The sequence below is a fragment of the Pseudomonas sp. JL27(2026) genome (genome assembly GCF_056933555.1).
Genome location: NZ_CM167794.1, coordinates 4,539,071 through 4,565,198 on the forward strand (window position 1 = coordinate 4,539,071; position 26,128 = coordinate 4,565,198).

Annotated in this window: 13 protein-coding genes; 4 read left to right on the plus strand and 9 right to left on the minus strand. The window is 58.8% G+C overall.

Going from position 1 to position 26,128, the window contains the following annotated elements; translation table 11 throughout:
• Positions 1 to 52: 52 nt before the first annotated feature.
• The 3 genes from AC1Z1G_RS20660 to AC1Z1G_RS20670 all read left to right on the plus strand — a co-directional run bounded on the left by AC1Z1G_RS20660 (position 53) and on the right by AC1Z1G_RS20670 (position 4,732).
• Complete coding sequence (locus AC1Z1G_RS20660; RefSeq protein ID WP_483622223.1) at positions 53 to 2,254, plus strand: hypothetical protein; 2,202 nt, start codon at positions 53 to 55, stop codon at positions 2,252 to 2,254.
• A 148-nt stretch (positions 2,255 to 2,402) separates the two neighbouring features.
• Entirely contained in the window at positions 2,403 to 3,404 is a 1,002-nt protein-coding gene (locus AC1Z1G_RS20665; RefSeq protein WP_483622225.1) for an AAA family ATPase, read from the plus strand.
• Entirely contained in the window at positions 3,401 to 4,732 is a 1,332-nt protein-coding gene (locus AC1Z1G_RS20670) for a DUF58 domain-containing protein (RefSeq protein ID WP_483622227.1), read from the plus strand. The genes AC1Z1G_RS20665 and AC1Z1G_RS20670 overlap by 4 nt, the downstream gene beginning before the upstream one ends.
• A gap of 189 nt (positions 4,733 to 4,921) precedes the next feature.
• Here the strand turns inward: AC1Z1G_RS20670 and AC1Z1G_RS20675 are convergent, their stop codons facing one another.
• The 7 genes from AC1Z1G_RS20675 to AC1Z1G_RS20705 all read right to left on the minus strand — a co-directional run bounded on the left by AC1Z1G_RS20675 (position 4,922) and on the right by AC1Z1G_RS20705 (position 21,532).
• Entirely contained in the window at positions 4,922 to 9,247 is a 4,326-nt protein-coding gene (locus AC1Z1G_RS20675; RefSeq protein ID WP_483622229.1) for an Ig-like domain-containing protein, read from the minus strand.
• Positions 9,240 to 13,391, minus strand: coding sequence for a Tc toxin subunit A-related protein (locus AC1Z1G_RS20680; protein ID WP_483622231.1), 4,152 nt, complete (start codon positions 13,389 to 13,391; stop codon positions 9,240 to 9,242). The genes AC1Z1G_RS20675 and AC1Z1G_RS20680 overlap by 8 nt, the downstream gene beginning before the upstream one ends.
• A 71-nt stretch (positions 13,392 to 13,462) precedes the next feature.
• Entirely contained in the window at positions 13,463 to 17,176 is a 3,714-nt protein-coding gene (locus AC1Z1G_RS20685; protein ID WP_483622233.1) for a Tc toxin subunit A, read from the minus strand.
• Positions 17,177 to 17,332: 156 nt separating this feature from the next.
• Complete coding sequence (locus AC1Z1G_RS20690) at positions 17,333 to 19,948, minus strand: hypothetical protein (RefSeq protein ID WP_483622235.1); 2,616 nt, start codon at positions 19,946 to 19,948, stop codon at positions 17,333 to 17,335.
• A gap of 383 nt (positions 19,949 to 20,331) precedes the next feature.
• Positions 20,332 to 20,484, minus strand: a complete 153-nt coding sequence (locus AC1Z1G_RS20695) for a hypothetical protein (RefSeq protein ID WP_483622237.1) — start codon at positions 20,482 to 20,484, stop codon at positions 20,332 to 20,334.
• 275 nt (positions 20,485 to 20,759) lie between these two features.
• Entirely contained in the window at positions 20,760 to 20,882 is a 123-nt protein-coding gene (locus tag AC1Z1G_RS20700) for a hypothetical protein (protein ID WP_483622239.1), read from the minus strand.
• A gap of 275 nt (positions 20,883 to 21,157) precedes the next feature.
• Positions 21,158 to 21,532, minus strand: a complete 375-nt coding sequence (locus AC1Z1G_RS20705; RefSeq protein ID WP_483622241.1) for a tetratricopeptide repeat protein — start codon at positions 21,530 to 21,532, stop codon at positions 21,158 to 21,160.
• 496 nt (positions 21,533 to 22,028) lie between these two features.
• Here AC1Z1G_RS20705 and pyk point away from each other — a divergent pair, with 496 nt between their 5' ends.
• Entirely contained in the window at positions 22,029 to 23,480 is a 1,452-nt protein-coding gene (gene pyk, locus AC1Z1G_RS20710; protein ID WP_347901696.1) for a pyruvate kinase, read from the plus strand.
• A 121-nt stretch (positions 23,481 to 23,601) separates the two neighbouring features.
• On the opposite strand, the gene AC1Z1G_RS20715 is transcribed toward pyk, so the two are convergent.
• Both AC1Z1G_RS20715 and AC1Z1G_RS20720 read right to left on the minus strand, forming a co-directional pair.
• Positions 23,602 to 24,537, minus strand: coding sequence for an iron-sulfur-binding ferredoxin reductase (locus AC1Z1G_RS20715; protein WP_483622243.1), 936 nt, complete (start codon positions 24,535 to 24,537; stop codon positions 23,602 to 23,604).
• The gene (locus AC1Z1G_RS20720) at positions 24,530 to 25,636 is read right to left on the minus strand and encodes a GGDEF domain-containing protein (protein ID WP_483622244.1); all 1,107 of its coding nucleotides are present in this window, start codon (positions 25,634 to 25,636) and stop codon (positions 24,530 to 24,532) included. Before AC1Z1G_RS20720 ends, AC1Z1G_RS20715 begins: the two co-directional genes overlap by 8 nt.
• Between the last annotated feature and the right edge of the window lie 492 nt (positions 25,637 to 26,128).

Below are 26,128 nucleotides of genomic sequence, written 5' to 3' on the forward strand. Positions count from 1 at the left end.
GTAGAAACTGGGTGACCGCTACAATCGTCTGCTATCAACTCAAGGAAGAATTATGTCCAAGATCAAGCTTCCCCCAGAATCCGAAGTAGTGTCCTGGCTACAACAGCTTATTGAGAAGGAGGAACTGCTTGAGTCGATCCAGGGGCAAGAGGCGATCACCTCCTTAACGGACGCGGTAGACCAGGAGTATTTCCTTCCATCCTTTGGTATCGACTACATCTCTCGACGTGCTTCAGCGGAGGCGGCAGACCATGTGCTGAGTCGTTTGGGCTTGCTGGAGATCATCTCGATCAACACCAGCATCTCACTGACCACAGGGGAGGTGCTGCGCCCAGACATCCTTTGTTTCAACCCTGAGACGAAGACGCTCGTGGTTTTTGAGGTCAAAAGGGCCAGCGAAACCGAGCGACAGACTGTCACAGAGCTTGCCGGCTACGAGCAGGAGCTTCGGAATATGCTCCCTTTTTTGGGCAACTTCGACGTTTGCTTCGTGGTAGTCGCGGCTGATTGGTCGACGCTTCTCGTGCATGCCGTTGGCAGCATGAACGCATGGTCGGGTAAGCAGTATTTGGCACTCAAGTTGACCAACGATGAGTCTGGGTTTGGTCTGCTAGCACACCTCCCAGAGGCTTGGCATCTGACCGGCAGTACCAATCTCCCAGTCGAAGCGCTTCCGTCAATCGATCTTTACCTCGCCTACAAAGGGATCGACGATTTCGAAAGCGAGCAAGGAGATATCGATTCCGTTGAGGGAAATGAAGACGATGAGCGCTGGCCTCCGAGGATAGTGCTTACCGCCATGGATGTAATTGCTCGAGAAGGGGACAGGGCAGGCTCGCATGGCTTTATGATGCTCTCGCGTGATGTCAACGGCTTTGGCCGTGGTCGATGGTGCATTACTCTTACTGCCATTGATCCGTATGCAATGCATGCATGGTGCCGTGATCATGGCCTGCCGCAGAGGGAGTCCGAGGCGGCGACCTTCCTGCACAATCGAAGGGATGACCTTCTAGGCCAGACACCGCAGACGGTGTACGACATTGCTAAGGCTGCATTTCCTCTGCTTAAAGAGCATTTCGATCCTGAATTTGACGGAGATTTCCATTGGCAGTTGAAGACTCGTCAGTACCGAAATCGAGTCGTGCCGACTAGGTTCGATTTCTGGGGGACTCTCGGGCAGCATGCTCGGGAATTTGTTTCTAACCCGGCCGTTCGAAATAATTACATGCCATTCGTTGGTCTCAATCAGCTAGATTGGACTGATCCTGCAGTTGCAATGACGTTAGTAGCGAACCTCTCGCTGGGAGCACCATTCCCTAGAGGTTTGATCAAGTGTAGTGATGCGTTTTTAACTGGCCGTGTGCTTGGGGACCTGGCCGTCGCTGCCTTCAACGCCGCTCCGGACAAAGTGCATGCGTTGAGGATTGAGCCCATGGTCGAGTGGGCTCAGTTGGAGGCGCTGCGCTTTGCGATTGAGATGAAGCAAATGTACGACATCACTGAAGAGGTCGTTACGCCAATGCCGATGCTATCCAATGATCCGGCTAAACGAATGGAGGCCACAGAAGAGCTTGCTCAGTGGGTCAGGACAGACCTAATCAGTAAACGACATCCATTTCATCAGGCGTGCTTCGACCTTGGTTACCGTCACGCATTACTCTTCAGCCTAGTGAGCGAGCAAGCAATTGACCGCCTCAGTGCGGATGAGGTCAGGGCGGCGGCTTCTATCGCGCGCAGTATTCTCAAGGGAACACTGGCACGGGCAGACGGTAGCCAGGGAAAGGCGTTTCAATCCGAAGGTTTCCTCCGGCTCATGGAATTTCTAGAGCCACAATTAGGCTCTAACGTCCACCACGCAGATGCTGAGGCAATAAACGTTTCGATTGATGCAATCACTGACGAAGTGCTTCTTTCCCAATTCTCCGGCGTCATTGTCAATGGCGTGGATTCGATTATCCCGGTTGTCCTCCATACGACCCGCTCCCCCTTTCCTGCGTGGGTTGATTGGGAGTGGCTCAAGTCTGGGGTGAAGGCTTTATTTGAAAACGGAGATCATTGCCCAGCTGTCGTCTTCAGCCAAGATGGAGTGGTAGGTACTGGCCGTTTGGAACACCCCTTTAGGAATAGGCCTCCTATCAACAATCCTGAAATAGAGGTCTACGTGATCGATGAGTCGTCGGCGATGAACATTGTGATGAAGATGACATGGGACGAGGTGAAAGAGTTTCACGCCAAGCGGAGTCAGGGGTATTAATCTGGCTCCAGTATGATTAAGCGTCGTCCAGACCTAGGGTAATTTGCTCATACGTTCCACACGTAAAAAGCCAAAAAAATTAGATTCGGTAAATACTTGATTTATGGAAGATAAAGCAGATTTAACAGTTAGCAAGGCTCCGGAACTTATGAGTGAACAGATCGAGCCCACCAGCCAAAGCCACGCCGCCCAACAACGGCAACGGGCCAGCCAATTGGCGCAGGCGGTGCGCCTGGAACTGCAAAAAGTCGTGATCGGTCAAAACGCCGTGATCGACGACGTCCTCACGGCACTGATCGCCGGCGGTCATGTGCTGCTCGAAGGGGTGCCCGGCCTGGGTAAAACCCTGCTGGTGCGGGCGTTGGCACGCTGCTTTGGTGGCGAGTACGCGCGGATTCAGTTCACCCCGGACCTGATGCCCAGCGATGTCACCGGGCATGCGGTCTACGACCTGCACACCGAGCAATTCAAGCTGCGCAAAGGCCCGTTGTTCACCAACCTGCTGCTGGCCGACGAGATCAACCGTGCACCGGCCAAAACCCAGGCTGCGCTGCTTGAAGCCATGCAGGAACGCCAGGTCACTCTCGAAGGCCGGGCCCTGCCGATTGCCCAACCGTTCATGGTGCTGGCCACCCAAAACCCCATCGAACAGGAGGGCACTTATCCCCTGCCCGAGGCCGAACTGGACCGCTTCATGCTCAAGGTGCGCATGGATTACCCGGACGCTGTGCAAGAACTGAACATGGTCCGTCAGGTCTGTCGCTCGACCCGCGCCGACATGCTGGAAGTGCAACCCTTGCGCATCATTCTGCAAGCCAAGGATGTCCAGGCCCTGCAACGAATTGCCAGCGACCTGGCACTCGACGATCAGGTGCTCGATTATGCCGTGCGCCTGGCCCGTGCCACGCGCAGTTGGCCCGGCCTGACCCTGGGTGCCGGGCCGCGTGCGTCCATCGCGTTGGTGCGCGGTGCCCGTGCCCGGGCGCTGTTGCGTGGTGGTGAGTTTGTGATCCCCGATGACATCAAAAGCTGTGCATTGGCGGTGCTGCGCCATCGCGTGCGAATCGCCCCGGAACTGGACATCGAAGGGCTGGAGGTCGATCAGGTACTCAAGCAATTGCTTGAGCAAGTCCCGGCGCCAAGAGTGTGAAACCCTCTCGCCTGCTGCTGGTTTGGCTCGCCGTCCTGTTGGGTTTGAGCATCGTGCTCGGCAGTTGCAGGGCATTGGGCCTCGACATCGCGCCCAACCTGCTGTCGATCAATTGGGGCTTGCTGCTGGCGCTTTTACTGCTGGCTGTACTGGATGCCGCCAGGCTCAGGCGCATGCCGTCGCCACGGGTACAACGGCAGGTTCCCGCAAGCCTGGCACTCGGGCGTTGGGGTGAGGTTCAACTGAACATTGAACACGACTGTTCACAGGCAATGAACGTAACGGTGTTCGACCACGTTGCAGACGGTTTGAGCATCGAGCACCTGCCGCAACAGGTCCAATTGCAACCCGGCCAGCAGAGCCGTTTGCACTACCGCTTGCGTGCGCTCAAGCGTGGGCATTTCACCTTTGAACGGTGTGAGATCAGCCTCCCGAGCCCACTGGGTTTGTGGACCGCACGGCGCTTTGTGAGCGTCACGAACGACACGCGTGTCTATCCGGATTTCTCGCGCCTGCATGGCGCCCAACTGCTGGCCGTCGACCACTGGCTCAGCCGCCTCGGCGTGCGCCAGCGACAACGGCGCGGGTTGGGCCTTGAGTTTCATCAACTGCGCGAGTTCCGTGAGGGCGACAGCCTGCGCCAGATCGACTGGAAGGCCACCGCTCGCCAGCGCACACCGATTGCACGGGAATATCAGGATGAACGCGACCAGCAAGTCATCTTCCTGCTCGATTGTGGCCGGCGCATGCGCAGCCAGGACGGCGAGCTGACCCACTTCGACCACGCCCTCAACGCCTGCCTACTGCTCAGTTACGTCGCCCTGCGCCAAGGCGACGCCGTAGGGCTGAGTACCTTTGCCAGCGACCGCCCCCGTTACCTCTCCCCCCTCAAAGGCAGCGGCCAGCTCAATATTTTGCTCAACACTGTCTACAACCTCGACAGCAGCCAGCGACCCGCCGACTACCAGGCCGCTGCCAGCCAGTTGCTGACCCGCCAGAAACGCCGTGCCCTGGTGGTGCTGGTGACCAACCTGCGCGATGAAGATGACGACGAGCTGCTCAGCGCCGTAAAACGCCTGAGCCGATACCATCAAGTGCTGGTGGCCAGCCTGCGCGAGGAAGTCCTGGACCACCTGCGCCATGCCCCGGTGCACACCTTGCCCGACGCCCTGGCCTATTGCGGCACGGTGGATTACTTGAATGCACGGACTGAACTCCATGAGCGGTTGAGCGCCCAGGGAGTTTCAGTGCTGGATGTGCGGCCCGCAGAGCTGGGGGCCGGGTTAGTCACGCAATATCTGAGCAGGAAAAAAGCAGGCGTGATGTAGCTAATGCCTGTCAGTTAAGTGAAGTCTCTGTGGGCGCGAGCCTGCTCGCGAAAGCGGTGTGTGCGCAAACATTGATGTTGAATGTGCCGACGTCTTCGCGAGCAGGCTCGCTCCCACACGTTTCGGGCCCTGACTGACAGGCATCAGGCGTGATGTAGCCCAGTTAAAAATCCACTTGCCCGCCAGCAATCAAATGCGGCTTTCCGGTTCCAATAAACTTTCCACCGTTACGGTGACGCCACCAGATTCGGTATCCCCGCCCGGATTACGAAGTTCGACCACAAAACGTAAGCTCCCGGCCTCAATAGGACTATAAATACGCGATAGCTCCCCCTTATGATCAGTCGTCGCTGGTAAATAGCTACTCTCGGCCACCGAGTAAAACACCTCTCTGTTCGGCATCGTCTCCCCAGAGACTGTCGCAACGATCCTGGCTGTGAACGTCACATATTCCCGGACACCAACCGGATTCTTCGATGCAGTAACAGCAGCTACCTTGGCATGTGTTGGATCCGTGAGTGGATCCAGCACCATAAACGCCAGGCTTTTTGAGGCAGGGCTACTGCCACTGGTCGTTGCGATCAGGTCAAACGTCCCGATGTTCGCAGGTTTGAACTCGACGCTCGCAACTCCATCGGTATCGGTGAGCGAAGGCAACAACTGCAAGTGCGGAAAGCTCCAGTTCACCCAGATGTTTTGCGCGACAAACCCCGTACGGCTATACACCGCCCTTGTGCGAAAAACGCCCGTTTCACCGAGAAAAATAGTTGGCCTTTCAGTAAAAAGATCGTCAAGCAACAACGCATCCTCCAGCGTCGTAAACAACAAGGACGCCATGTCCCAGCCACCCAGCCCCCCGCGCACCGAAGCCACCAGCACCGCATCGCCCGGCATCTCTAGCCTGAAACGAACGCTCGCCTTGCCCTCGGCATCGGTCCGCGTCGGGGTCAGAGAAAAACCGGCAAAGTCCCACATCACCTCTACATCGCTCAAAGGCTGACCGGTAAGAGCCGACACCACAGTGGCCTGTGCCTCGCCCTCTTCCCCCGGATAGGCACCCTGACCAACGCTAACCAATGCTTTGATTTCACGCGGCTCGTTCACCACAAACGCCAACGACACCGACTCCGAATACACCTCATCCCCCACCGTCGCCGTCAACTCGGCGGCCCCGGCTGTAAGTGGTTTGAAGCGAATCCGCGCCACACCATAAAAATCGGTACGGCTTTCAACCGAGCCCAGGTCAGGGCTGCGCCATGTCACCGTCCACCCCACCATGGGCTTGCCGGTGACGGCAGAAACCACCGTGACCTGTTCCTCCAGCATCTGCTCCCAGTCGAGCACCTGAAGGATGAGATGACTTGCCGAAATCTTGACCACCTGAGAGCCCACGCCCAGCGACATCGCATTGGCCGGTGAAAGGTTCTGCAACCGTTCAGCCGCCAGGCGCAACGAGAAGCTGCCGTCCTTCAGGTCCCCGCCCTTAAGCGTGTAACTCAGCCCCTCAGAGGTCAGTTGGCGCGGAACCCCGAGTGCTGTCGCAGGCACAAAACTGACGCCAAGTTCAGCAGGGCCGGTGCCCGTAAGCCCCAACGTGACAAACTGATCCAGCAACACACTGCCTTGTGGTGCCGACACCTCAATGAAATGCTCGCCCTTGCGCCGCGGAAAAAAAGTAAAAGAGCCCCAGCGCCGGGAAGGTTGCCCATCGAACCGGACTTCAAGCTCCGCCCAGGGGTCACTCGCCAGCGCGTTGACCGTCAGCGAACGTTTTTCCTCATAGCCGTCATAAGGGCTGACGACCCGCGCTTCAATCGGGTATTGACCCTGGGTTAGCGGCGCAAACCCATAGCCGGACCACCCCTCGGTATCGGTACTTACCACGGCCGAAGCCCCAGCAGCTGCCCACGCCACAGGCACCTGCGCAACCGGTTGCCGGGTGAACGCGGACACTGCTTGAACCCACAGCCACGCCCGATCCTGACCGGCGACAGGGTCCACGGCGGCGTCATGCTGTGCCTGGAGCCTGAGTTTGTTGTGCCCCAAGTCCATCACATTGGCCCCAGAAGCGAGCTTGAGCTGTGGCAGTTCCAGTGCCAAAGCGAACCGGCCATTTTTCTCGCTGCCGACGAAGTTCAACGCCCAGAGCGCTCCCCCGTCGCTGATGATCTGAGGCTGGTCTAACGCGGGCTCAACGATTGCCCCCAACTCATCAGCCGAGGTGCCCGACCACTTCAACTTGACCTGCAGCCCGACCAACGGGCTCAGTGCATGAGGCAAGCAGTGAAAACCATGAACCGCGCCCAGGCACGGGTAGAGCGTCTGACTGCCAATCGAAGCCGATACCCGGTCGAGCAGCACATTCGCTTCCTCCTCCAGGTTGGCGGACAGTAACCGACCGGACAGCGCTCGAGCGTCCTGCAACCCCTCGCTCTTGAGCTTCAGCTCGAACAAGCCACTAAGGCTGGAGCCTGCCTCAGCGCTCAACGACCACTCCCAATCACCTGCAGGCGTCTCGACCGGCTCACCCATCTTTAACCCCAAGCCAGGATCCTCAGCACTCCAGTTCAAGGTCATGGGTTTACCGGCCACCGGGCCACCGGCCTTCGGAGTGACCCGAAAGGTATGCGGCTTGCCACGTTGGCAGACGATCCCGACGGTGCTCAGCTCCACCGGTTCGTCGTCCAGATAAAACCCGGCCTGGTCCTTCCAGGCGCTGGTCTCCAGCGCCGTGACCGCGAACTCATGGGGTATTGGCCGCATCTCGGTATGGGCCCGAACCTTAGCGATAATGATGTAGGTGCCGTGCGCTGTCGGTGTATCCAGAACACTGGCCCAACCGCCGGCCCCCGTGACAGTGGAAATCGTTTTACCGCGCACCTCCCAGTCAACCAGGGCATTGGTCACCGGATCACCCGGGCCGTTGCTGGTGACATGCACCACCTGCACCCTCAGCAGCACGCTTTCGTGTTCATCCACCACCGGGGATTTGTTCGGCCCTCGCACCTCACCGACGCTGACCACATTACGCGCCAGCGACATCGGTTTTTTGCCCGAGTCGAGCAACAGTTTCGAGCACCCCAGCAGCAGGTCGAACGTGCCGTCGCGACGATCCTCGCAGGTCAGGTTCCAGGTCAATTCAAAGGCTGTGACCGGCACCCGTTCATGAAGCGCCGGGCTCACCGTCACCCCCAACTGTTGCGAGGAATCCCCCTCCCACATTAGCCACAGATCGGTGTCCCGCAATGGGCTGTCTTCGGGCAGCTTCAGCGTGACGGGGTACGTTGAGCCGCGATTGGGGTAACCGGTTTTCTCATCCCACGGCGTCTCGTTACCCTCGACAACAACCCGCACATCTTTCCAGGGGTCCGTTGCCAGTGCGTAGACCTCCAGTGCCTGAGCGCTCCTGCCGCTGGCGTAGTACAGGCTCCGGACCGAGGCCTCAATGAGATGCTTGCCATCAATTTGCGGCAGATAGTCGAACCAGGCCCATCCCTCGTCGTCGGTGATGGACGTTGTGCTCTGCGGGTGCCCCCATAGCCCCCAGCTCACCTCCAGGTTGGGGACCGCTTGATCGGTGTAATACGACAGCACCTGAACACCCAGGCGAACACTCTGCCGGTACTCGCGAACCGGAAAGTAAGCCGCTTCCTGCACCGCGCCGAATTTGAGCCGGTGATGTCCCAGCGAAGCCATGATCGGAAAAGCTTCGGCGGTGTACTGGTTCAGCAGGTTGAGCGAAAACTCATGCGGCCCGTCCCCCTCGATCACCGGGCAGTCAAGCGACCAGAGCGAACCGAGTGGCTGGTCCACACCCATAGACGGTGTGGCGGCAATGGCGCCCTGCGGGTTGTCATCACTGGTCAGCGACGCTTGAGTATCCAGCCAGGCGTTGTCCGTTACAGCCTGAAAGCCGAGCTTGTGCTGCCCTTCCCCCGTGGCCCCCAAACACAGGTACAACATGCGATCAGCAGGCAACACCTCGTTGTCGAGGTTCATCGTTTGTAATTGCAACGGCCCCAGGTGCAAGAGAATCTGGATTCGGGTGATGCAGATTTTCTGCGAATTGCTGCCATCAGGGCTGAACACGCTGACACGAATCGTGTCATCTTTTTCAAGCGCCAACTTCAGTTCTTCATGGTACGAAGTCGGTTTGAACGCCTGAGGATACTGATCCTGCTGGCTGTCCGATGGCGGGGCTGGATCAAGCGCAATCGCCTGTTTTTCCCCCGTCCTGACAACCGTGACTTCCAGCCTGCCGGGCAAGGTATTGCGCGTTTCGTAAAGAAAGCTGAGGGTGTAATGAGTGTCCCCGCGAACGTCCTTTGGCACTTTGATGAGCTGGCTGACCGAGGCCTGTTTTGCCAGCGTCAGGAACCGAATATTGACGCCTTCATAAGGCTCGCTCGCGGTGCCCGTCCAGAGCTCATTGGTCGGCGTCCATTCTTTGTAGCCATTTAAAAACGCACCATTGCGTACCAGGCTGTCATTGGCCTGAATGACGGGGTTACTCATGATTACCCGCTCCCTGGCTGGCCGATTTAGCCGGCGGTTTCGCTTCGGCAAGGGTGACCAGTTCCTCGGCTTTTCGGGTAAACGACGGCTCGCCGACCTTGGCGGTGTAACGAATGCGCACAATGATGTCCGTCAACGATTCCAGCATGGCTTTTTGCGGTTCCTTTTTTGGCCAGGGGAAGTTGAGCCTCCAGCGCGAAACCACGCCCGTGCATTCAAACGGATTCAGCAAGCCTTCATCGGGTTTCACGCTCGCCATACCGGTGTCGCCGATCCCCACGGACAAGGCGATTTGTTGGCCGCTGCGCAGGTTGAAACGCACATCGGCGGGGGCTATTGCGCCTACAAGCTGGTGCAAATACTCCAGCGAACGGATCGACGCCTTGGTCGCCGTGGTGCTGCTGATCTGGATCAGGGTGGCCTTTACATTCTGATACGGCGGGACCAGCACCGGCAGGTCCAGCTCCACGCTGCTGATCTGTCGGCAATAGTGCCCCGGATGATCGCGGTCAAAAAGCAATTGGGTGAGTTTGAAATCCAGTGTTCCGGTGCTGACCAGGTTTGAGCGTGCCGAGGCCCAGTCATCAAAACCCACTTGCGGGTCCACGGTGTCCTCAAACAATTGCCGCAGGGAAATCGTCTTGACCACTTCCAGGCGCCGCTCATAGCGATGCAGGAACTCACGCTCCATGCGCAGTAAATGAACCTGTAAATGATCGCCTGCCGTGAGGCCGTGACGGTTGTCCAGCCAGACTTGTGGCAGGGGAATCTGCGAGTCGTAATCACCGGTCTCGAACATCAACGACGCCTGGGCACTGATGCACAAGCCGACAACCGCGTCATAGGCCTGATAGTGCAGGGCCTTGAGCTGGCCCAGCAGCCAGCCGAACAGCTCGGCGTTGGTCGCACGCTTTTTGATGAAGGTGTAGAGCGCCAACGCATGGCTGTTGGCTTTCTGGGTTTGCTCCAGGCTGGCCTGGGCCGCTGCGACGGCAAAGGCCTGCGCGGCGATCTGTGCATCGAGTGCACGCACCTCGGCCAGCGCCTGATGACGTTGCAGGTCCCATTCGTCACGGCGACGACGGTAGGTTTCGGTGGTGGCCATTCTTTCCGCATGCAAGGACATGCTGAGAGATAAGACATCAAACGTGCCACCCGCGGCTTCCAGTATCCCCCCTGGGTTCGCCACCCCAAATGACGTCCCGGCTTTATTCGGGACAACTGTTGTAGCAACCGCTCCTGCCGCCTTGAATCCTATCCCCATGCCCGTATAAATTTTCGCCAGCAGTATGGCGTCCATCACGTCATATTCTGCATCACTCACATTGTCCTCATACTTTTTCGCATAAGCATCGGCGCGCTCCTGTGCTACAGCCCTGCTCTGCGTCAGCGCTTGTTCGGTCGCCTTCATCTGCTCGATGATCTGGTCCTGCACGGCCTTGGCGTACGCCCCCAACTCCACCAGATGGGTGTGCTGCAGTTCCTCCAGTTCCGCGCGATTGCGCTGCTCCAGCAGGCGCAACACCTGATTGCCATAATCCTGCAGCGTTCGCACCGCACGCAGCGCAGCCTCGAAACACACCCGCCAGCGGAACGCCACCACCACCAATTGCCCACCCATCGGCCGTGGCGTGCCGGCACCGTCTGCGGCCAGGTCCCGGAGCAACTGATCGGGGTCGGTCATGGGGCTGAACAACGGAACCAGCATCGGCTTGCCGTCCAGGGTCAGGTTGTTACGCAGGTAATCCATACGCCGGGCGGGCAAATCAAAGAGTTCGAGCAATTGCTCGTTGATCGGCAACATAAACGGTTCGGTACCCACCATACCGAGCACTGGGGCTGCGTCGGCCTTGGCGGGTACATCCGCCAGCGTGAAGGCAAGGTCCCTTTCAAACGCTTCCAGTTCAGGCCGGGTAACGGTTTTGGCCATCAGGTCACTGACTTTTGTCGGCACCCAACGGTTGACAGACCTCATCGTGGGGGCCTTGCCCATCAGGAATCCGGCCTGTACGTAACACAACTTGGCGGCCACCAGGCTGTCGCGGGTGAGCTGGCGATAGTACCAATCCCCCCACGCCATCAGGTTCTTTACATATTCGGTGAACGCGACGATCTGAAAATGCCGAGGGGCCGAGTAACCGATCGCATCCGGATCGGTGGGGGCCTGCGCTTCACAACCCAGGTTACCGGTGCCGGTCAATGGCCGGCAGCGCCAGTAAAGCGGTTTTTCAGGTGTCGTACTCGAGTCCATGGGGGCCTGGGGGTCAAACAGGTAGTGCAACCATTGCTGCGCCTCCAGAAAGCGGTTCTCGGCACTCAAGCGAGACGCCACCAGGTGCGGTACATGGAAAAACAGCTCCCAGAAAAACAGCCCATTGGCCCCATCGAATGCCCCGTTCGGCTCGTCGATGACGCGGGAAGTGTCGAGCGGCTCATCGAGAGTGCCGACAGCAGGGCCCGGCTCTGGCAGGTGCTGGGTTTCCCAATCCAGTACCGCATCCACCGAAATACTGGCCCGTTGAACCAGTTCCGGGCCAAACAGGGAGTTCAAACGTACATATTTAAGGTCCAATGCGGGCTGGTTGAGTTTAAGAAACTGCGCGCCCTCGGTACTGGTCTTGTCCAGTGACAACGGGGCAAAACTCGTACCTTCCATCGAAGCAACTGTTACCACATAGCGTTTGCGTCCGTACACCGTGTGACCGGGCGCAGTACCGCCGAACATAAAGGTGAAGGGATCCAATAATCCACCAGCCGACCGAGAAACGGCCATCCATTTGGTTTTCCAGCCTCCCGTATCGGAGAATGAACCCGTGATCGGTGCCGGATCGCCCCCTGATTGGTTTTCCATCGTCAAATCAAAGTTCCTGGCTGGTCCTTCATCAGGGCTTTTCACCGCACACAAGCCCCTGACCATCAGAATGTCCTTATCGGCAACGCGAAAAACAACCGCCTCCAGGGAGTAGAAAGGGGTCAAGCTACCGGCAGGTACATCAGTGTTGCTCATCGTCGGGCGACGCTGTTTTACAATCGGATGCTGCACAACCTCAGGAACATCAAAACCATAGTCCGCCAACGCGCTGAGCCAGCCGCTGTCCTCATCCTCGTCGTCAACGCTACGGAACAGGACATCGCGTACCCGGTACACATCGACAGGGTTCTTTTCTTGAGGGTCACGATTGGTCAACAACACCCCGAGTTTGCCTTTGGGGTGCTGGTCATCGACAAACACCGTGGCGATCAACCGACTGTTGGGCGAGACGTCCTGCTGATATTCGTCGCTGTACAGGGAAAGGGGTGGTGACCAATGACCGTTCTGCGCCATGAACGCCAGTTGCACATCCAGTTTGTAGGGCTGAACCTGCTCCTTATTCTTGTCAACCGTTTGGTCACGCCACTCAGCCCAGACCAGACACAAACGCCCGCCCCAGAACACCGGCCGCATATCCAGTACCTTTTCGCCCACCGGAATCTCGACCGGCAGCCACTCGCTCCAGGCCGCGGGGTTGATGGCCTTGCAACTGGTCGTCAGCTCAACCTCGGCCTTGCGCCAGAAGTGCTGGAACGGTTGCACGCGCTCACGACCGATAAAGTAATAGTCGGCGCGGGTGGGTGAGCCGCCGTCCATGTAGCTGCTGATGACGTCCAGGTTGCAGGTCTGCTCGAACACCTGCAGGTATTCCTGCAACGCCACTTGCACGGAGTCGGCACTGAGTCGCGTCTGGTTCAGGTTGTTTTCGAGGGTCTTGAACAGGCTGGTTTTTCGGCGGCGCACATGAGGCGTGATGAAGTTTTCCGGGTAAATGGCGATCATCTGCAACGCCGCCCAGTCCGGGTAATTGTTGTAGAGTTCCCAGAGTTTCAGGTCCCGTGAATTGAAGTTGACCTCGGAATACCCCGGTTCCAGCTTGCGATACGTCGCATGGATGTATTGCTGGACACAGCTGGTGGCTTCGGCAACCCAGGAGCTTTGCACCGGATAGGTGTCCAGCGGGTCCATGCGCAAGAGTTCGAACAAGTCCGCGGGTGTTCGCATGAAGCTGAACGAGGGGTCCTCGGGGTCTTTCTTCACTTGCCCGATGCAGAACTCAACCAACGCGCTGCGATAGTGTTCGCGCAGTCCGGCGATATGCTTGTTTTCCATAACCGTTGCTCCCGGGATAGGGTCAGGTGTGCGAGACCGGACAGCCAGCGTCCGGACCGTTTGGGGTGCATTCAAGGGGCCGGCGGGGGGGCGCCGAAGGTAATCGGGGCAAAGTACGCGGTGTTTGTATCGTCGTTCGAACGGGTCACGGAAACCTTGAATACGAACGTCCCGGCGGTCAGGCTTGAGACGGACACCCGTGTGACCCCCTCCTGATTGGTCAGCGCTTCGCTTGGCCTGATAATTGGCTGAATCTGGGCTACCCGTTCACCCTCAGGCTGGCTGCTCCATTGCACGGGAATGCCACTCGCCACATTGTCAAAGTCATCCATCATCACAGCATACAGCTCGACCTCCTGCCCCAGCGGGACCTCACCCACTGGCACCCGAGACATGAAACCACTCGGGAAGCCCAGCGTTGTTTTATCAACCCCAATCACCACACTGGGCGCCTGTTGCTTTTCATGCAGGTCCAGCCAGTAACGTGGGCTGGCGGTGCCCATCACGTTCCCTGGAAGTAACGTCGCAATGGCTACCCCACTGGGGTTGGTAACCGTGGGCTTACCGCCATTGATGCTTCCCAGCTCGGTTTGCCAGTACACATTGACCCCGCTCAAGGGCTGACCCGCCAGGTCCAGGACCATCACCGTGAATGTGGCTGTTAACTGCGGATTGTTAGCCACCAACTCTCTGCGATTCACAGTGCACGTTGGCACGACCATGTGTTCCAGGACCTCGCCATCATGAGGAACAAAAGGCACGGGCGTTGAGGACAGGCTGAGCAATGCATGCCGGGCAGTGATCGGGTAAGCAGCCGTGTTAATCCCTGTTTCGATAGCGTCCGGGAGGGTGCCCATCAGGATAATCGTCCGGGCATCCATGCCCGTGCGTGCCGCCAGCACACGAACGCGCATCAGCAGGTCCAGTTGACGAAGATTTTTGACCAGGCCTTGCGCCGGGTCGATGTGCAGTGCGCACTCGCGCACTTCCTGGATACTCCAGGTAAAGAAAATCGCAAGCCGGGTTGCGGCCACCTCCTGGGCCAGACGCAAGGCGTCTTGTGAGGGTTGCTGAGGCAATTGGTTAACTTCGCGCAGGTAATCGAGCAGCTTCACGGACGGTTGATCTCCCAGCGCAAAGGCCTGGGTCAGCACCGTCAGGTAGTACAGCGTGGTCAAGGAGAACTGATGTTTGTCAGGGGCGCTCCACCACACTTGGTAACCGTAAGCCAGGTACTCCTCAAGCAGCGCTACGCTCAGGTCCAGTTTCACCACCACGGTGCTGCGTCGCTGCACATCGGCCAGTAACACCAGAAACGGATCCGCTTCATCCTCTTCCTGCCGGTGGTAGGTCGCCGGCTCATCGGGTTGAATCGTGCGTTCAAGCGCTTGCCTGAGCACCTCATACACCGTGCCATGTGCCCAGGCGAGTACCGGCAACACCAGCTCCGACCTCAGGTTGGCATAGACCGCCACGCACTCCTTGACCACTGACATCTGGCCGCTTCGGGCTTGCAGGAGTACGTCGAGCATTTTCTCGACGATCAGGGCACGAGAGCCCTCATCACCCTCGCCAATCCCGGCCCGGACGGCCTTGTCGAGTTCTACACGGGCGAACGTTGGGTAATCGCGCGTGTCCTGCTCTGTCTGCGTCAGCACCAACCCATGGTCATCGACCACAGCGCCCAGCAAGTCCAGCCAGCCAGCGCCACCGGCCAGCGGCGGGACACCCGCCATTAATAACGCCGTATCGGAAAACAGTGCAGCGCTCAACAGAGTGCGCAGTTGCTCGAACAACGCGCGCTCAGGGGTAGACGCGGCCGCTGGCACCGTGATGGGCGACACCTGCTGCAGCATCCACGCCACAGGCATGTCGTGTTCGGCACACCAGCGAACACAGGCGTCCAGGGCGTGGATCACGTTCAGCACATCCGGTGGGCCGTCCTCTGTGTTCGTCTTGAGCTGTGGGGCTGCGGCCAACGCGTTGAGCCAGCTCTCGCCCCCCAGGGTCAAGAGCAGAAGGAGGCCTTCCACCGGCGTGATGCCCAGCAGCAGGGGGAGCTTGACCATGCGGTAAAAGCTTGAAAGAACCGCCAGATTGCGTTTCAGCGGTTGCTCCGGGCCACCAACCGGGCTATGAGCCGGGGCAATCACCTCGGCCAGGTGACGGTAAGTGTGCAGGTTGATACCCAGCCTTTGGCAGATCAGGTTGACGGTCAACGCGTCCTCACCAGGGACAGGAAATACCGGAAATTCACCGCCATCCAGTATCAAGGGATCAGTAGAGAACCCCGGCGGATTGAACACCCGATCAAACTGCGACAGTGTTTCACCGCGACCGAAAATCGACAGTTCATGGATATACACCGCAAAGTCATCGACCGTACAGCCACAACGCTCACGTAACTCCTGGAACAGGCCGATGGCCCGCACGGTGTGATTGGAGATCCAGTTGATATGAGCGGGCTCTGGGCCCGCAGTCACGGGGATCGTGCGCGCCTCGGTCCTGATCGCCGCCATGATCAGTGCATCCACCTGCTCAGGCGGCAAGCCCAGCCATTGATCCAGGCGCAGCTTGCGGTTCATGCGGTCGATTCGGGCGTGAGGGGCGTTTTTCAGAACATGCTGGAAGGAATGATCCGCTCCCCCCCTTAGCTCAATATCTACAGCATCGCCACTTGAATCGGCATTGATATAGACCGAACCCGACAGCGCGCCACTTGAAATCAATGGTTCATTGTTTTTCACAGGCGCATTGGCAGACCGCACCGGTACAAAGCTTCGAATTGAAAGCAACGCCTCAAGGTCAAGGGGCTCGAGTTTTGTCCTTTCACAGAAGAACGACACCCACCGCATGTTGCTTATAGGATTGACTCCAATGTCTGGCCCCACTCCAAAGTTGAGCGCATAGAACGCATTCACTTTTTCAGGGGGCTCGGTGACCAGTGGCTCCTCAGTCAGCAAGCTCCTCTGAAAAGGTCCCAACCGGGACGCATGAAGCATCGCCCTTTCCCCCTTATTGCTCAGGGCATTGGGTTGCAGAAAATACGGAAAGAGCAGGTCGACCTGACGTGCCATGGCCCCTGCGGACAGATCATGCTCGCGGGCGACATAATCAATCGTCGCCCAATCCCGGTGATAGGGCAGCCCGTTGGGATAGCGGACGGTGCTCATGCCCTCATCAAGATCAGGCGTGCCCGGTTTGTTGGCCCTGATAAAGGCTTCCAGTACCAAGGTGATGATATCGACCGACGAGACTGCTTGATGAACCGCATTGAAGTCGACGATCAGGTCTTTAAGATCCGTACGCCGATTAGCCTCGAGTAGCATTTTTGAGCTATCGCCATACGCTTCCATTCGGTCTCGCTTCCACTTGAGCAGGTCGATCATATAGGCAACAGGTGAAGTGACCGACTCCAGGGCGTCCGGCGGGCAAAGAATATTGAAAGAGGACTTGAACAACCGTTCAAAACTCGGCCCTTCGACCAGTGACAACAACCCGCTCATCGACTTGATGGACTCCGTGTTATCGCCGACCAATGTCTGCTCGATAAACTGACGCCGCACGTAGAGAGCCAATGCATTGGCCCGCCCCAGAAAGTTTTGTGCATCACTCAGGCTCAAGCCGTAGCCATCCACCAGGCCCGCCACGCCCTTCTCCACCAGTGGAAACACCGACCCGCCTGCCTCAATGTAGTCGGTCAGCGTCTGATAGTTTTCGCGCTGCGTATCACTGAACACTTCGTGCAGCAGTTGCACACAAGGGTGAGCCTGGTTGATAGCCATGATGAAGCTCCTGTTACCCGTGGCGGGTCGTTGAACGGGTTCGCCAGAAGCCTGGGCCGTTCAAGGCAATGGTTGGATTTGGCGTCAGAACCAGGTCGGCGTCTACTGTCATAAGTGACAGTAGCGGCGACCGTTCATCGGGAAGAAAAGGGCATTTCAGGTGGACGAAGGCTTCGGCGGTTTAACCTCGAACCGGCCACTTTCGGCCCAGTCAGAACGAATCGATGCCCCCCCGCGCTCAAACGTTTGGCGAAAGCTGACCCGATTGCCGCCCTCGCGCAGCGGCCCATCAGTGGTCTGCGCCCAGCGCTCGCCCACCACCTCAAACTCAGGCGCCAGCCTCACCTCCGGGTTGAACCAGGCGACCACTTCCCCCGTACCGACACCGACGCCCTCCCCCGCAACCGCCACCGGTGAAGTGACCCATGCACCTTCTGCCGGCACGTCAACCCCCGGCAGGCCCGCCCCCGGCAGAATCGTTCGCACGGTGGCCGGCACAGAGTCGAAACCCTCTCGCGATTGCACGGCACTCAACCGGCAGGTACCCCCTGGATAATTGAGTTCGATGGCCATCGACCAAGTGCGGTCTTCCAGCACGGGCGCTTGCCCCAACACCGTTGGCTCATCATTGGAAACCAGCGTCACCGTGACGGTGTCGCCCGGATACCCGAACCCTGAAACCACCGAGTGTCGCCCCACAGCCTCTTGCTCGGCGGGGGTTTCAATGAACGGCGCGGCAGGTACGACGTGAAAGATGCGAGGTGAACTGTCTTTGGAGACTTGCTCCTCGAAAACCTGCCTGGCCCAGAGGGTTTTCGTTCCGACAGGCAAACTGACCTCCGCCTCCCAGCGACCGTTGTCCATGATCGGCAGATCCTTAAGCCAAGGTTGCGTATTGCCTTGCAACCACACATCGACACGGCCACCCGGCCTACCAGTGCCGCAAATCTTCGAGGTCCGTGGAAGGTTGCCTTCGGGCGTCGGCACCTCGATTTCCGGAGGCAGCACCACTACCGTAAATCTGCGCTGGGCGCTGCGTTCAGACTTCCGGTCGCCGATATGCTGTTGCGCATCAATGTAGAACGGACCGAAACGCAGGTCCTCGAGCGGCACCGACCAGTCGCCATCGGCGTCCAGCAACGTCGGCGCCCCCAGAGACCAGCCGTACTGGGCATCCCTGAGTTGCATCGTGGCGCCCGACACCCCGTCTTTGCCCCTCACGACCAGGTTGTGGCCAACCTCCTGGCCTTCCTCGGGCTCAGTGATGACCGGTGGGTGGAGCGGCTTGTTGACAGCAAACGTCTTGGTGGCGGGCAGAGACTTTTGCCATGCGACGGTCTGATACACGAAAATCGTGTGCTCGACATCGGGTGCAAAGGGAACGTCGCGTTTATAGCTCCAGCTTCCGCTGACAGAGATTAAGCTAGGCATTGTGGCATTATCGCTGTAGCTGAAACTGACCACGGCCCCAGGCCAGCACGTGCCGGAAATGGTCGGTGATAATTCGTTTTCGTCAAATCCCGTGATGATGGGGGCTTGGGGCTCAATGGTCACAGCGACTTCAACACTGTCAGAGGAGATCATCTCACCCAGCGTTTGTCGCAAAAAAACCTGACGGGCCAGCGTCGGCCCCCACTCGGTCAACGCCCGGCTGGACCATACGCCACCCACCACTGCGGCATCCTCTGCGGCACGGCTCCCGTTTGCAAAAGTAATAATCACCCCGGCCCCGGTCCCGATGTAACCCTTGCCGGAGAAGACCGGTGTGTACGCCTTCGTGTACACCACCTCTGTCGGGGCGGGCGGCCCCCATCGAAGGGGAAACTCATACGGCAACGAGGGAATCCAGCCACCGGCATTGTCAGAAACCTTCTGGATCGCCGACAGGGTGTAGTCGCCCGGTACCCAGTGTGTGGCGGTGACCTTCCAGGTACCGTTTTCCACTTTAATGGGGGGTAAAACGGCTTCGCCCGGTCCGCTGACCTTGGTGATCTCGACAGTGGCGCCTTCGTGACCGAAACCTGAAAGTTCCATTTTATTGTCGGGGAGCGGCGTTAGGGTGACGGCCAGTTTAGGCGGGCGGATTCTGAACGTTCGTGGAACACCACGCAGTGAGTACTCCTCGCCCAGGTATTGCGCCGCCACCAGCAATACACGCCCTGGGTCTACGTTCACGGCTACACTCCAGCCGCCATTTGCAGCCACGCTCGCTTCGCCAATGGGGACTGTGCCACGGTCATGAAACACCTTGACCTTTGCACCAGAATTAGCGCCCGAACCTGTGACCGTAAACACCCGCTCCTGCACCGTGTTATCCGGAGGTGTTCCGATCTCGGGCTGTCGCAAGATGTTGACCGTAATGGTCATCGACTGACTCTCTATCCCTACCAGCTTTTGCAGCGCTTCAAGACGCAATGCCCCCTGCTGCACGTTTCCCGTGAGCCTGGTCTCCCAGGTTCCATTGGTACCCACCATGACCGAGCCGAGAAGGGTTGCTCTGTCTCCCTCTTTATAGAGGTAAACCGTTGCTGGGAACAGACCTCCTCGCCCTGAAACCTTTGCATTAACCCCTACAACCGCATTGTTGACAGGCGTTGTAATGACGGGGGCCAGAAGCATTTTGAAGGTTCTTTTGTCTCCATAAGCCGGCGTGTAGCCTTCAACCCAGTACGCCACTGAAATGGAATGCTCGCCAACGGCCAATTGCTGATTGAGGCGCACACTCCAGTTCTCATTTATAACCCTGACCGGCGCACTCAGAACGTCGGCCACATTCTCCGCACGAACAATTTGTATCCAATGTGCGCCCTGACTGATTCCGCTAATAGTAGGCAGGGGCTCAACCACAACCTGGTTAGCCTGGGGGGTGGTGATAGACACCTGGCCCACAACGTAAAAGTTTGCCGACGTGTACCAGTCAGACCATTGGTTGCTGCGTGTATTGAAATATCTGTAATGAATTACGTGTGTCCCTCTGGGTAACGAACTTCGCGTGTAACGAAAGGGCCTGTTTATGTTTTTCAATACGTGTGTGTCTAGATGCGACCCATTAAGTTTGAAGTGTAAGTCGACCTCGCTGTCGCCATCGGTCTGACCACCAGGCCCTATGATTCTTACATTCTGGCTCGACACCGTTGCCAGCACCCCTGGGCTATTCAAAGGTCGATAATGAGGAAGAATGGTCTGATCTGGTTGATCTGGTTGATCTGGTTGATCTGGTTGATCTGGTTGATCTGGTTGATCTGGTTGATCTGGTTGATCTGGTTGATCTGGTTGATCCAGCATGATGGCGCTCCGATGCGAGGCATACAGCCACTTCATTGAAGCCATTTGTAGCCTGAAGGCAGTGCACAAAAACACCTGTAAGAACTGACAGTCCCGACGAACGGTAACCCGACACCCCGTTACTTTCCTCAGTGCCTTACACCCCTCAGTCAGCGGCTACATCACCCGCGCCGCAACCTACACATCCGCCCGCTTGTGCGCCTTGGCCGCCACGGCTAACGTGAACCCTGTCGCTGCCCATCAGCGATCGGGTTTAGTCGCGAGGTGATGGCAGCTCCACCACAAAAGTGTGGGGGGATCAGGCAGGGGAGAACAACGGATGCACGCTGAAATACTGCTGCACGCACTCATCCGTTGCCCGTACTTCGATGAAGTACAGAGCACCAGAAAACGGCGTTGTAATGATGGGGGGCGTCTTCATGGCACAGCAGGCAACAGGCTAATGAGCATCAGCCCGTCATCGGCAACACGGCCGATAAAACCAGGGGCGCGCCCGCCTGGCTCAAGGCCAGCGCTCGGCCTAATGCCAGTCAGTCAAGAGTTTAATTGTGGGAGCGGGCTTGCTCGCGAAAGCGGCGTCACAGTCAACATTGATGTTGAGTGCAAAGCCCTCTTCGCGAGCAAGCCCGCACACAGGCTACGTGCCTTAACTGACTGGCATTCAGCGCTCGGCCAGCCTTTAAATGACCTGGGTCATCACAGCGCGGCGGGACGCACTTGCGCGGTGCTGCGGGCAGGGTAATGACCCAACGTCTGCAGGGTTTCGAGGCGGGCGCGGGCACGGTACGCGTACTCGCTGCTGGGGTACTGGGTGATGATGAATTGATACGTCTGGGCGGCGTCGACAAACAGCTTCTGACGCTCCAGGCATTGCCCGCGCAGCATCGACACTTCCGGCTGCACGTAACGGCGGGTGCGGCTCTCGCGGTCGACCTTGGACAGGTCGAGCATCACCTGCTCGCAATTACCGCGGTCATACGCGCTGTAAGCGCTGTTCAAATGATGGTTCATCGACCAACGGGTGCAGCCCACGACACTGAGGGCAAGGGCAGCAATGAGCATGAATCGCATGGGGGTTCTCCTGTCTTGAGTTCTGTATCGACCCGTTGGCGAAAATCTTCAATAACCGGGTGATCGAATCCAGCACGTCGTCGCTGTAAAAGACCGAGTGTAACGAGTCATCCGCTTCGGTGTGTCGGCTGAAGGCATAACGCCCAACGCCTGGCGCAAACGAAAAAAACCACTGGGCCGCCAAGGCTCAGTGGGCTTGCACACGAACGAAAACGCTGCGGTCATTTGGCCGTGAATTTTCGATTCCGCGACGCAGGCGAACCGACGCCGCCGGGAAAGACTTGGAATGCCAAAATCGCATGAATACCCTCGGGCAGATCGTAAAGCGCGTTAGAGCTAACAGTGTCGACGAACGGCAAGTTCGAGTCGGCGGGCCGTCCTGAAAGTTTCAGGGATGTTCGTTCAATAAAGAAAACAATAAGTAGTGCAAACGAACAATGACTACAGCCGCGGACCATAGTAGCCTCTCGTTGCGCTTGAATTGAGGAGTCTTTGCATGTCCGTCCGTCGTACCAAAATCGTCGCCACCCTTGGCCCGGCCAGTAACTCGCCGGAAGTTCTCGAACAGCTGATTCTGGCTGGCCTGGACGTTGCCCGTCTGAATTTCTCCCACGGCACCCCGGACGAGCACAAGGCTCGTGCCAAACTGGTGCGCGACCTCGCCGCCAAGCACGGCCGCTTCGTCGCCCTGCTGGGTGACCTGCAAGGCCCGAAAATCCGTATCGCCAAATTCGCCAACAAGCGCATCGAGCTGAAGATCGGTGATCAATTCACCTTCTCCACCAGCCATCCGCTGACCGAAGGCAACCAGCAAATAGTCGGTATCGACTACCCGGACCTGGTCAAGGATTGCGGCGTGGGCGACGAGCTGCTGCTCGACGACGGCCGTGTGGTAATGCGTGTCGACACCGCCACCGCCACCGAGCTGAATTGCACCGTGACCATCGGCGGCCCGCTGTCGGACCACAAAGGCATCAACCGTCGCGGCGGTGGCTTGACCGCTCCAGCCCTGACTGAAAAAGACAAGGCCGACATCAAGCTCGCCGCAGAAATGGAAGTCGACTACCTCGCCGTGTCCTTCCCGCGTGACGCCGCCGACATGGAATACGCCCGTAAACTGCGCGACGAAGCTGGCGGCACTGCCTGGCTGGTGGCGAAGATCGAACGCGCCGAAGCCGTGGCCGACGACGAAACCCTGGACGGCCTGATCAAGGCTTCCGACGCGGTCATGGTTGCCCGTGGCGACCTGGGCGTGGAAATCGGTGACGCTGAGCTGGTAGGTATTCAGAAGAAGATCATCCTGCACGCACGCCGCCACAATAAAGCGGTGATCGTCGCGACCCAGATGATGGAGTCGATGATCCAGAACCCGATGCCGACCCGTGCCGAAGTGTCCGACGTGGCCAACGCCGTGCTCGACTACACCGACGCCGTGATGCTCTCGGCCGAAAGTGCGGCCGGTCTCTACCCGCTCGAAGCGGTCCAGGCCATGGCACGGATTTGCGTCGGCGCTGAAAAGCACCCGACCAGCAAGACCTCCAGCCACCGCATCGGCAAAGTGTTCGAAAGCTGCGACCAGAGCATCGCCCTGGCGGCCATGTACACCGCCAACCACTTCCCCGGTGTGAAGGCGATCATCGCCCTGACCGAAAGTGGCTACACGCCGTTGATCATGTCGCGCATCCGTTCCTCGGTACCGATCTACGCGTTCTCCCCGCACCGCGAAACCCAGGCCCGCGCGGCCATGTTCCGTGGCGTCTACACCGTACCGTTCGACCCGGCCTCGTTGCCGCCTGAACAAGTCAGCCAGGCCGCCATCGACGAGTTGCTCAAACTCGGCGTGGTCGAGAAAGGCGACTGGGTCATCCTGACCAAAGGCGACAGCTACCACACCATCGGCGGCACCAACGGCATGAAAATCCTGCACGTTGGCGACAAGATGGTCTGAGTGTCAAACCGCTGAAAAACGAAAGCCCCGTCATGTGAATGACGGGGCTTTTGCGTTTCTACAACCTGTGGATGGTAGGCCAAGCCTGGCGCCTACAGGTCTGCGGTGCGCCACTGCATGCTCAACCCCTGGGCACAAACAGGTCCGACAACAGTTGATTACGTGGTAACCCGGCCAGGTACAGGCGCCGGGCAAAGGCATCGACACTCTCCGGCGAACCACAGGCCAAGGCCTGGGTTTGCCGTGAACCCAGGCGCAATTGCGCCAACGCCGTTGGTACCTCGGCCGGGATCAGCAGCTCAACCGTCAGGTTTTCATGATTCGCCGCCAGCGCCGCCAAGGGCTTGGCCAGGTAATGCTCGCTGGCATCGTGGGCCAGGTGAATCACCCGGATCGGGCCTTGGTGATCCTGCCGCAACGCCTCGCGCAACACCCCGAACAACGGCCCCAACCCGGTGCCGGCCGCCAGCAGCCACAGTGGCCGGGCTTGCCAATCGGGATCGTAATGCAAGGCGCCGCCACGCAATTCGCCCAGGCGGATCGGGTCGCCGATGTTCAACTGACGCGCCGCATCGCTGAATTCACCCGGCAGGCGGCAGTCGAGGTGAAACTCCAAAAAACGATCATCCTGCGGCAGGCTGGCCAGCGAATACGGCCGCGCCACATTGCCGGCCCACAGCACCAGGTGTTGACCGGCCTGGTAGCGCAAGGGCCGCTCAGGCCGCAAACGCAGGCGCAATACACTGGGGCTTAACCAGTCGGCAGCTTCGACGGTGGCCGGCAAACCGTCGCGCAGTGGATCGAACACCGCCACCTGCAGGTCATCGACGACTTCACACTGACAGGCCAGGCGCCAACCTTGCTGACGCTGCCCGGCGCTCAACGCATCGGGACGCCGGTCGCTCACCTCGCCTTTGAGGCAATGCACCAGGCACGCATGGCAACTGCCGGCGCGGCAGCTGTAAGGCACGTGCATGCCGTTCTGGTTCAAGGCATCGAGCAGGTTGCTCCCCACCGCTACCGACCACTGAAGATCGCCCACCCGCAACTCAGGCATCGACGTTCTCCCACGCGGCGGCACAGCGATTACGACCGTCACGCTTGGCCCGGTAAAGCGCCTGGTCGGCACGCTGCAAGGCGTCGTCCAGGTCGTCGCCCAACGCCAGCAGCGTCATGCCTGCCGAGAGGCTCAGGTCGCGCACGCTCAGGCCGATCAACTCGACCTCGGTAAACGCAATGCGCAAACGTTCGCAGCAGGAGGTCAGCCGGTCGGCGTCGCAGTCGGGCAACAGCACAACGAACTCTTCACCACCATAACGTGCCAGCACATCACCGTTGCGCAGGCAGGCCATGGCAACGGCGGCGAACGCCTGCAACACCTGGTCGCCCGCCGCATGGCCGTGCAGGTCGTTGATGCGTTTGAAGTGGTCGAGGTCGATCAGCGCCAGGCCATGCACCACGCCAACGTCCATGGCATTGAGCTCGCGGGAGGCCAGGCGCAAAAAGTGCCGACGGTTGAACAGCCCCGTGAGCTCGTCGGTGGCGACCAGGTCTTCAAGTTGACGCATCATGCCGCGCAGGGTGTCCTGATGCGCTTGCAGGGCGAAACGCCGTTGACGCATGCGCTGGCGCGAAGCCTGGACGTAACGGGCATAAAGCACCAGCCACAGCAACACCAGAAACAGCATGCACACCTGCAACGCGGCCAGTGGCGGGTCGCTCAACTGCAAGTGATAGCCGTCCCAGAGATTGATGCCCGCGAAGCTGAAAAACACCAACGACGCACACCGCACAAAGGCTTGGCGCGACAAGTGGAACAGGCCGAACAGCAGGATCAGCACGTAGAACACCAGGAAGGCGCCCCGCGCCAGGTCCAGATGAGCCATCAGCCAGGTTTGCCAGCCCAGCCCCACCAACACCTGCACCTCGGTCAGGCTCGGGTCGGCGAAACTCAGGTTACGGCCGCTGAGGAACACCCCCAGCAAAACGCACTGGCTGAGTACCACCAACGCACTGCTGATCAACGCGCTGCTGATCGGTGCCCGGTAATGCCCACTGAAAATAGCCAGCCACAGCAGCACCAGCGCCAACAGGTAAGTGCCGGCCGCCAGGGTGAAACGCTTGAGTAACAAACGCTGGATGGCTTTATGGGTCAATCGTTGGCTCACCGTGCGCAAGGAGGGGCTGAAAAGAGTGTCCTACCCTAAAGGCCAGTTGCCACTTTAGTGTTGCAGCCCAAAAATGACCATTCAATTTTGAGGTGATAAGCCACGCGCGATGCAATGCAGGCCAGGCAAACCTTTGTGGCGAGGGAGCTTGCTCCCGCTGGACTGCGCAGCAGGCCCAGAAAGTCCCACCTGCAAGTGTCAGGCATACCCGGCCAGCCAGATTTACGGCCGCGTCCCAACCGAGCGCGAGCAAGCTCCCTCGCCACAGAAAGCGTCTTTGCCGACAAAGGCACGTGCCTGACCCTATGCGACTTTGGTTTGACTGTCGGCGGGTGTGCCCGCCCTTGATGCGCGGTATACTGCCGCGCCTTTTTAGCGTCGCGCCAGCAACCCCGGCGTGCCTTGAAAGGTGTTTGCAGCCGACCGATGCACCCCACTGCAAGCACCTTATTGAATGTTCCCGTCTTTTAGAGGAGCGCG

What these genes read in the sequence shown, in the direction of transcription:
- AC1Z1G_RS20660 (WP_483622223.1), top strand. Translation starts at nt 53, where the DNA reads ATGTCCAAGATCAAGCTTCCCCCAGAATCCGAAGTAGTGTCCTGGCTA.
- AC1Z1G_RS20665 (WP_483622225.1), top strand. Translation starts at nt 2,403, where the DNA reads ATGAGTGAACAGATCGAGCCCACCAGCCAAAGCCACGCCGCCCAACAA.
- AC1Z1G_RS20675 (WP_483622229.1), bottom strand. Translation starts at nt 9,247, where the DNA reads ATGAGTAACCCCGTCATTCAGGCCAATGACAGCCTGGTACGCAATGGT.
- AC1Z1G_RS20680 (WP_483622231.1), bottom strand. Translation starts at nt 13,391, where the DNA reads ATGGAAAACAAGCATATCGCCGGACTGCGCGAACACTATCGCAGCGCG.
- AC1Z1G_RS20685 (WP_483622233.1), bottom strand. Translation starts at nt 17,176, where the DNA reads ATGGCTATCAACCAGGCTCACCCTTGTGTGCAACTGCTGCACGAAGTG.
- AC1Z1G_RS20695 (WP_483622237.1), bottom strand. Translation starts at nt 20,484, where the DNA reads ATGCCTCGCATCGGAGCGCCATCATGCTGGATCAACCAGATCAACCAG.
- AC1Z1G_RS20700 (WP_483622239.1), bottom strand. Translation starts at nt 20,882, where the DNA reads ATGAAGACGCCCCCCATCATTACAACGCCGTTTTCTGGTGCTCTGTAC.
- AC1Z1G_RS20705 (WP_483622241.1), bottom strand. Translation starts at nt 21,532, where the DNA reads ATGCGATTCATGCTCATTGCTGCCCTTGCCCTCAGTGTCGTGGGCTGC.
- pyk (WP_347901696.1), top strand. Translation starts at nt 22,029, where the DNA reads ATGTCCGTCCGTCGTACCAAAATCGTCGCCACCCTTGGCCCGGCCAGT.
- AC1Z1G_RS20715 (WP_483622243.1), bottom strand. Translation starts at nt 24,537, where the DNA reads ATGCCTGAGTTGCGGGTGGGCGATCTTCAGTGGTCGGTAGCGGTGGGG.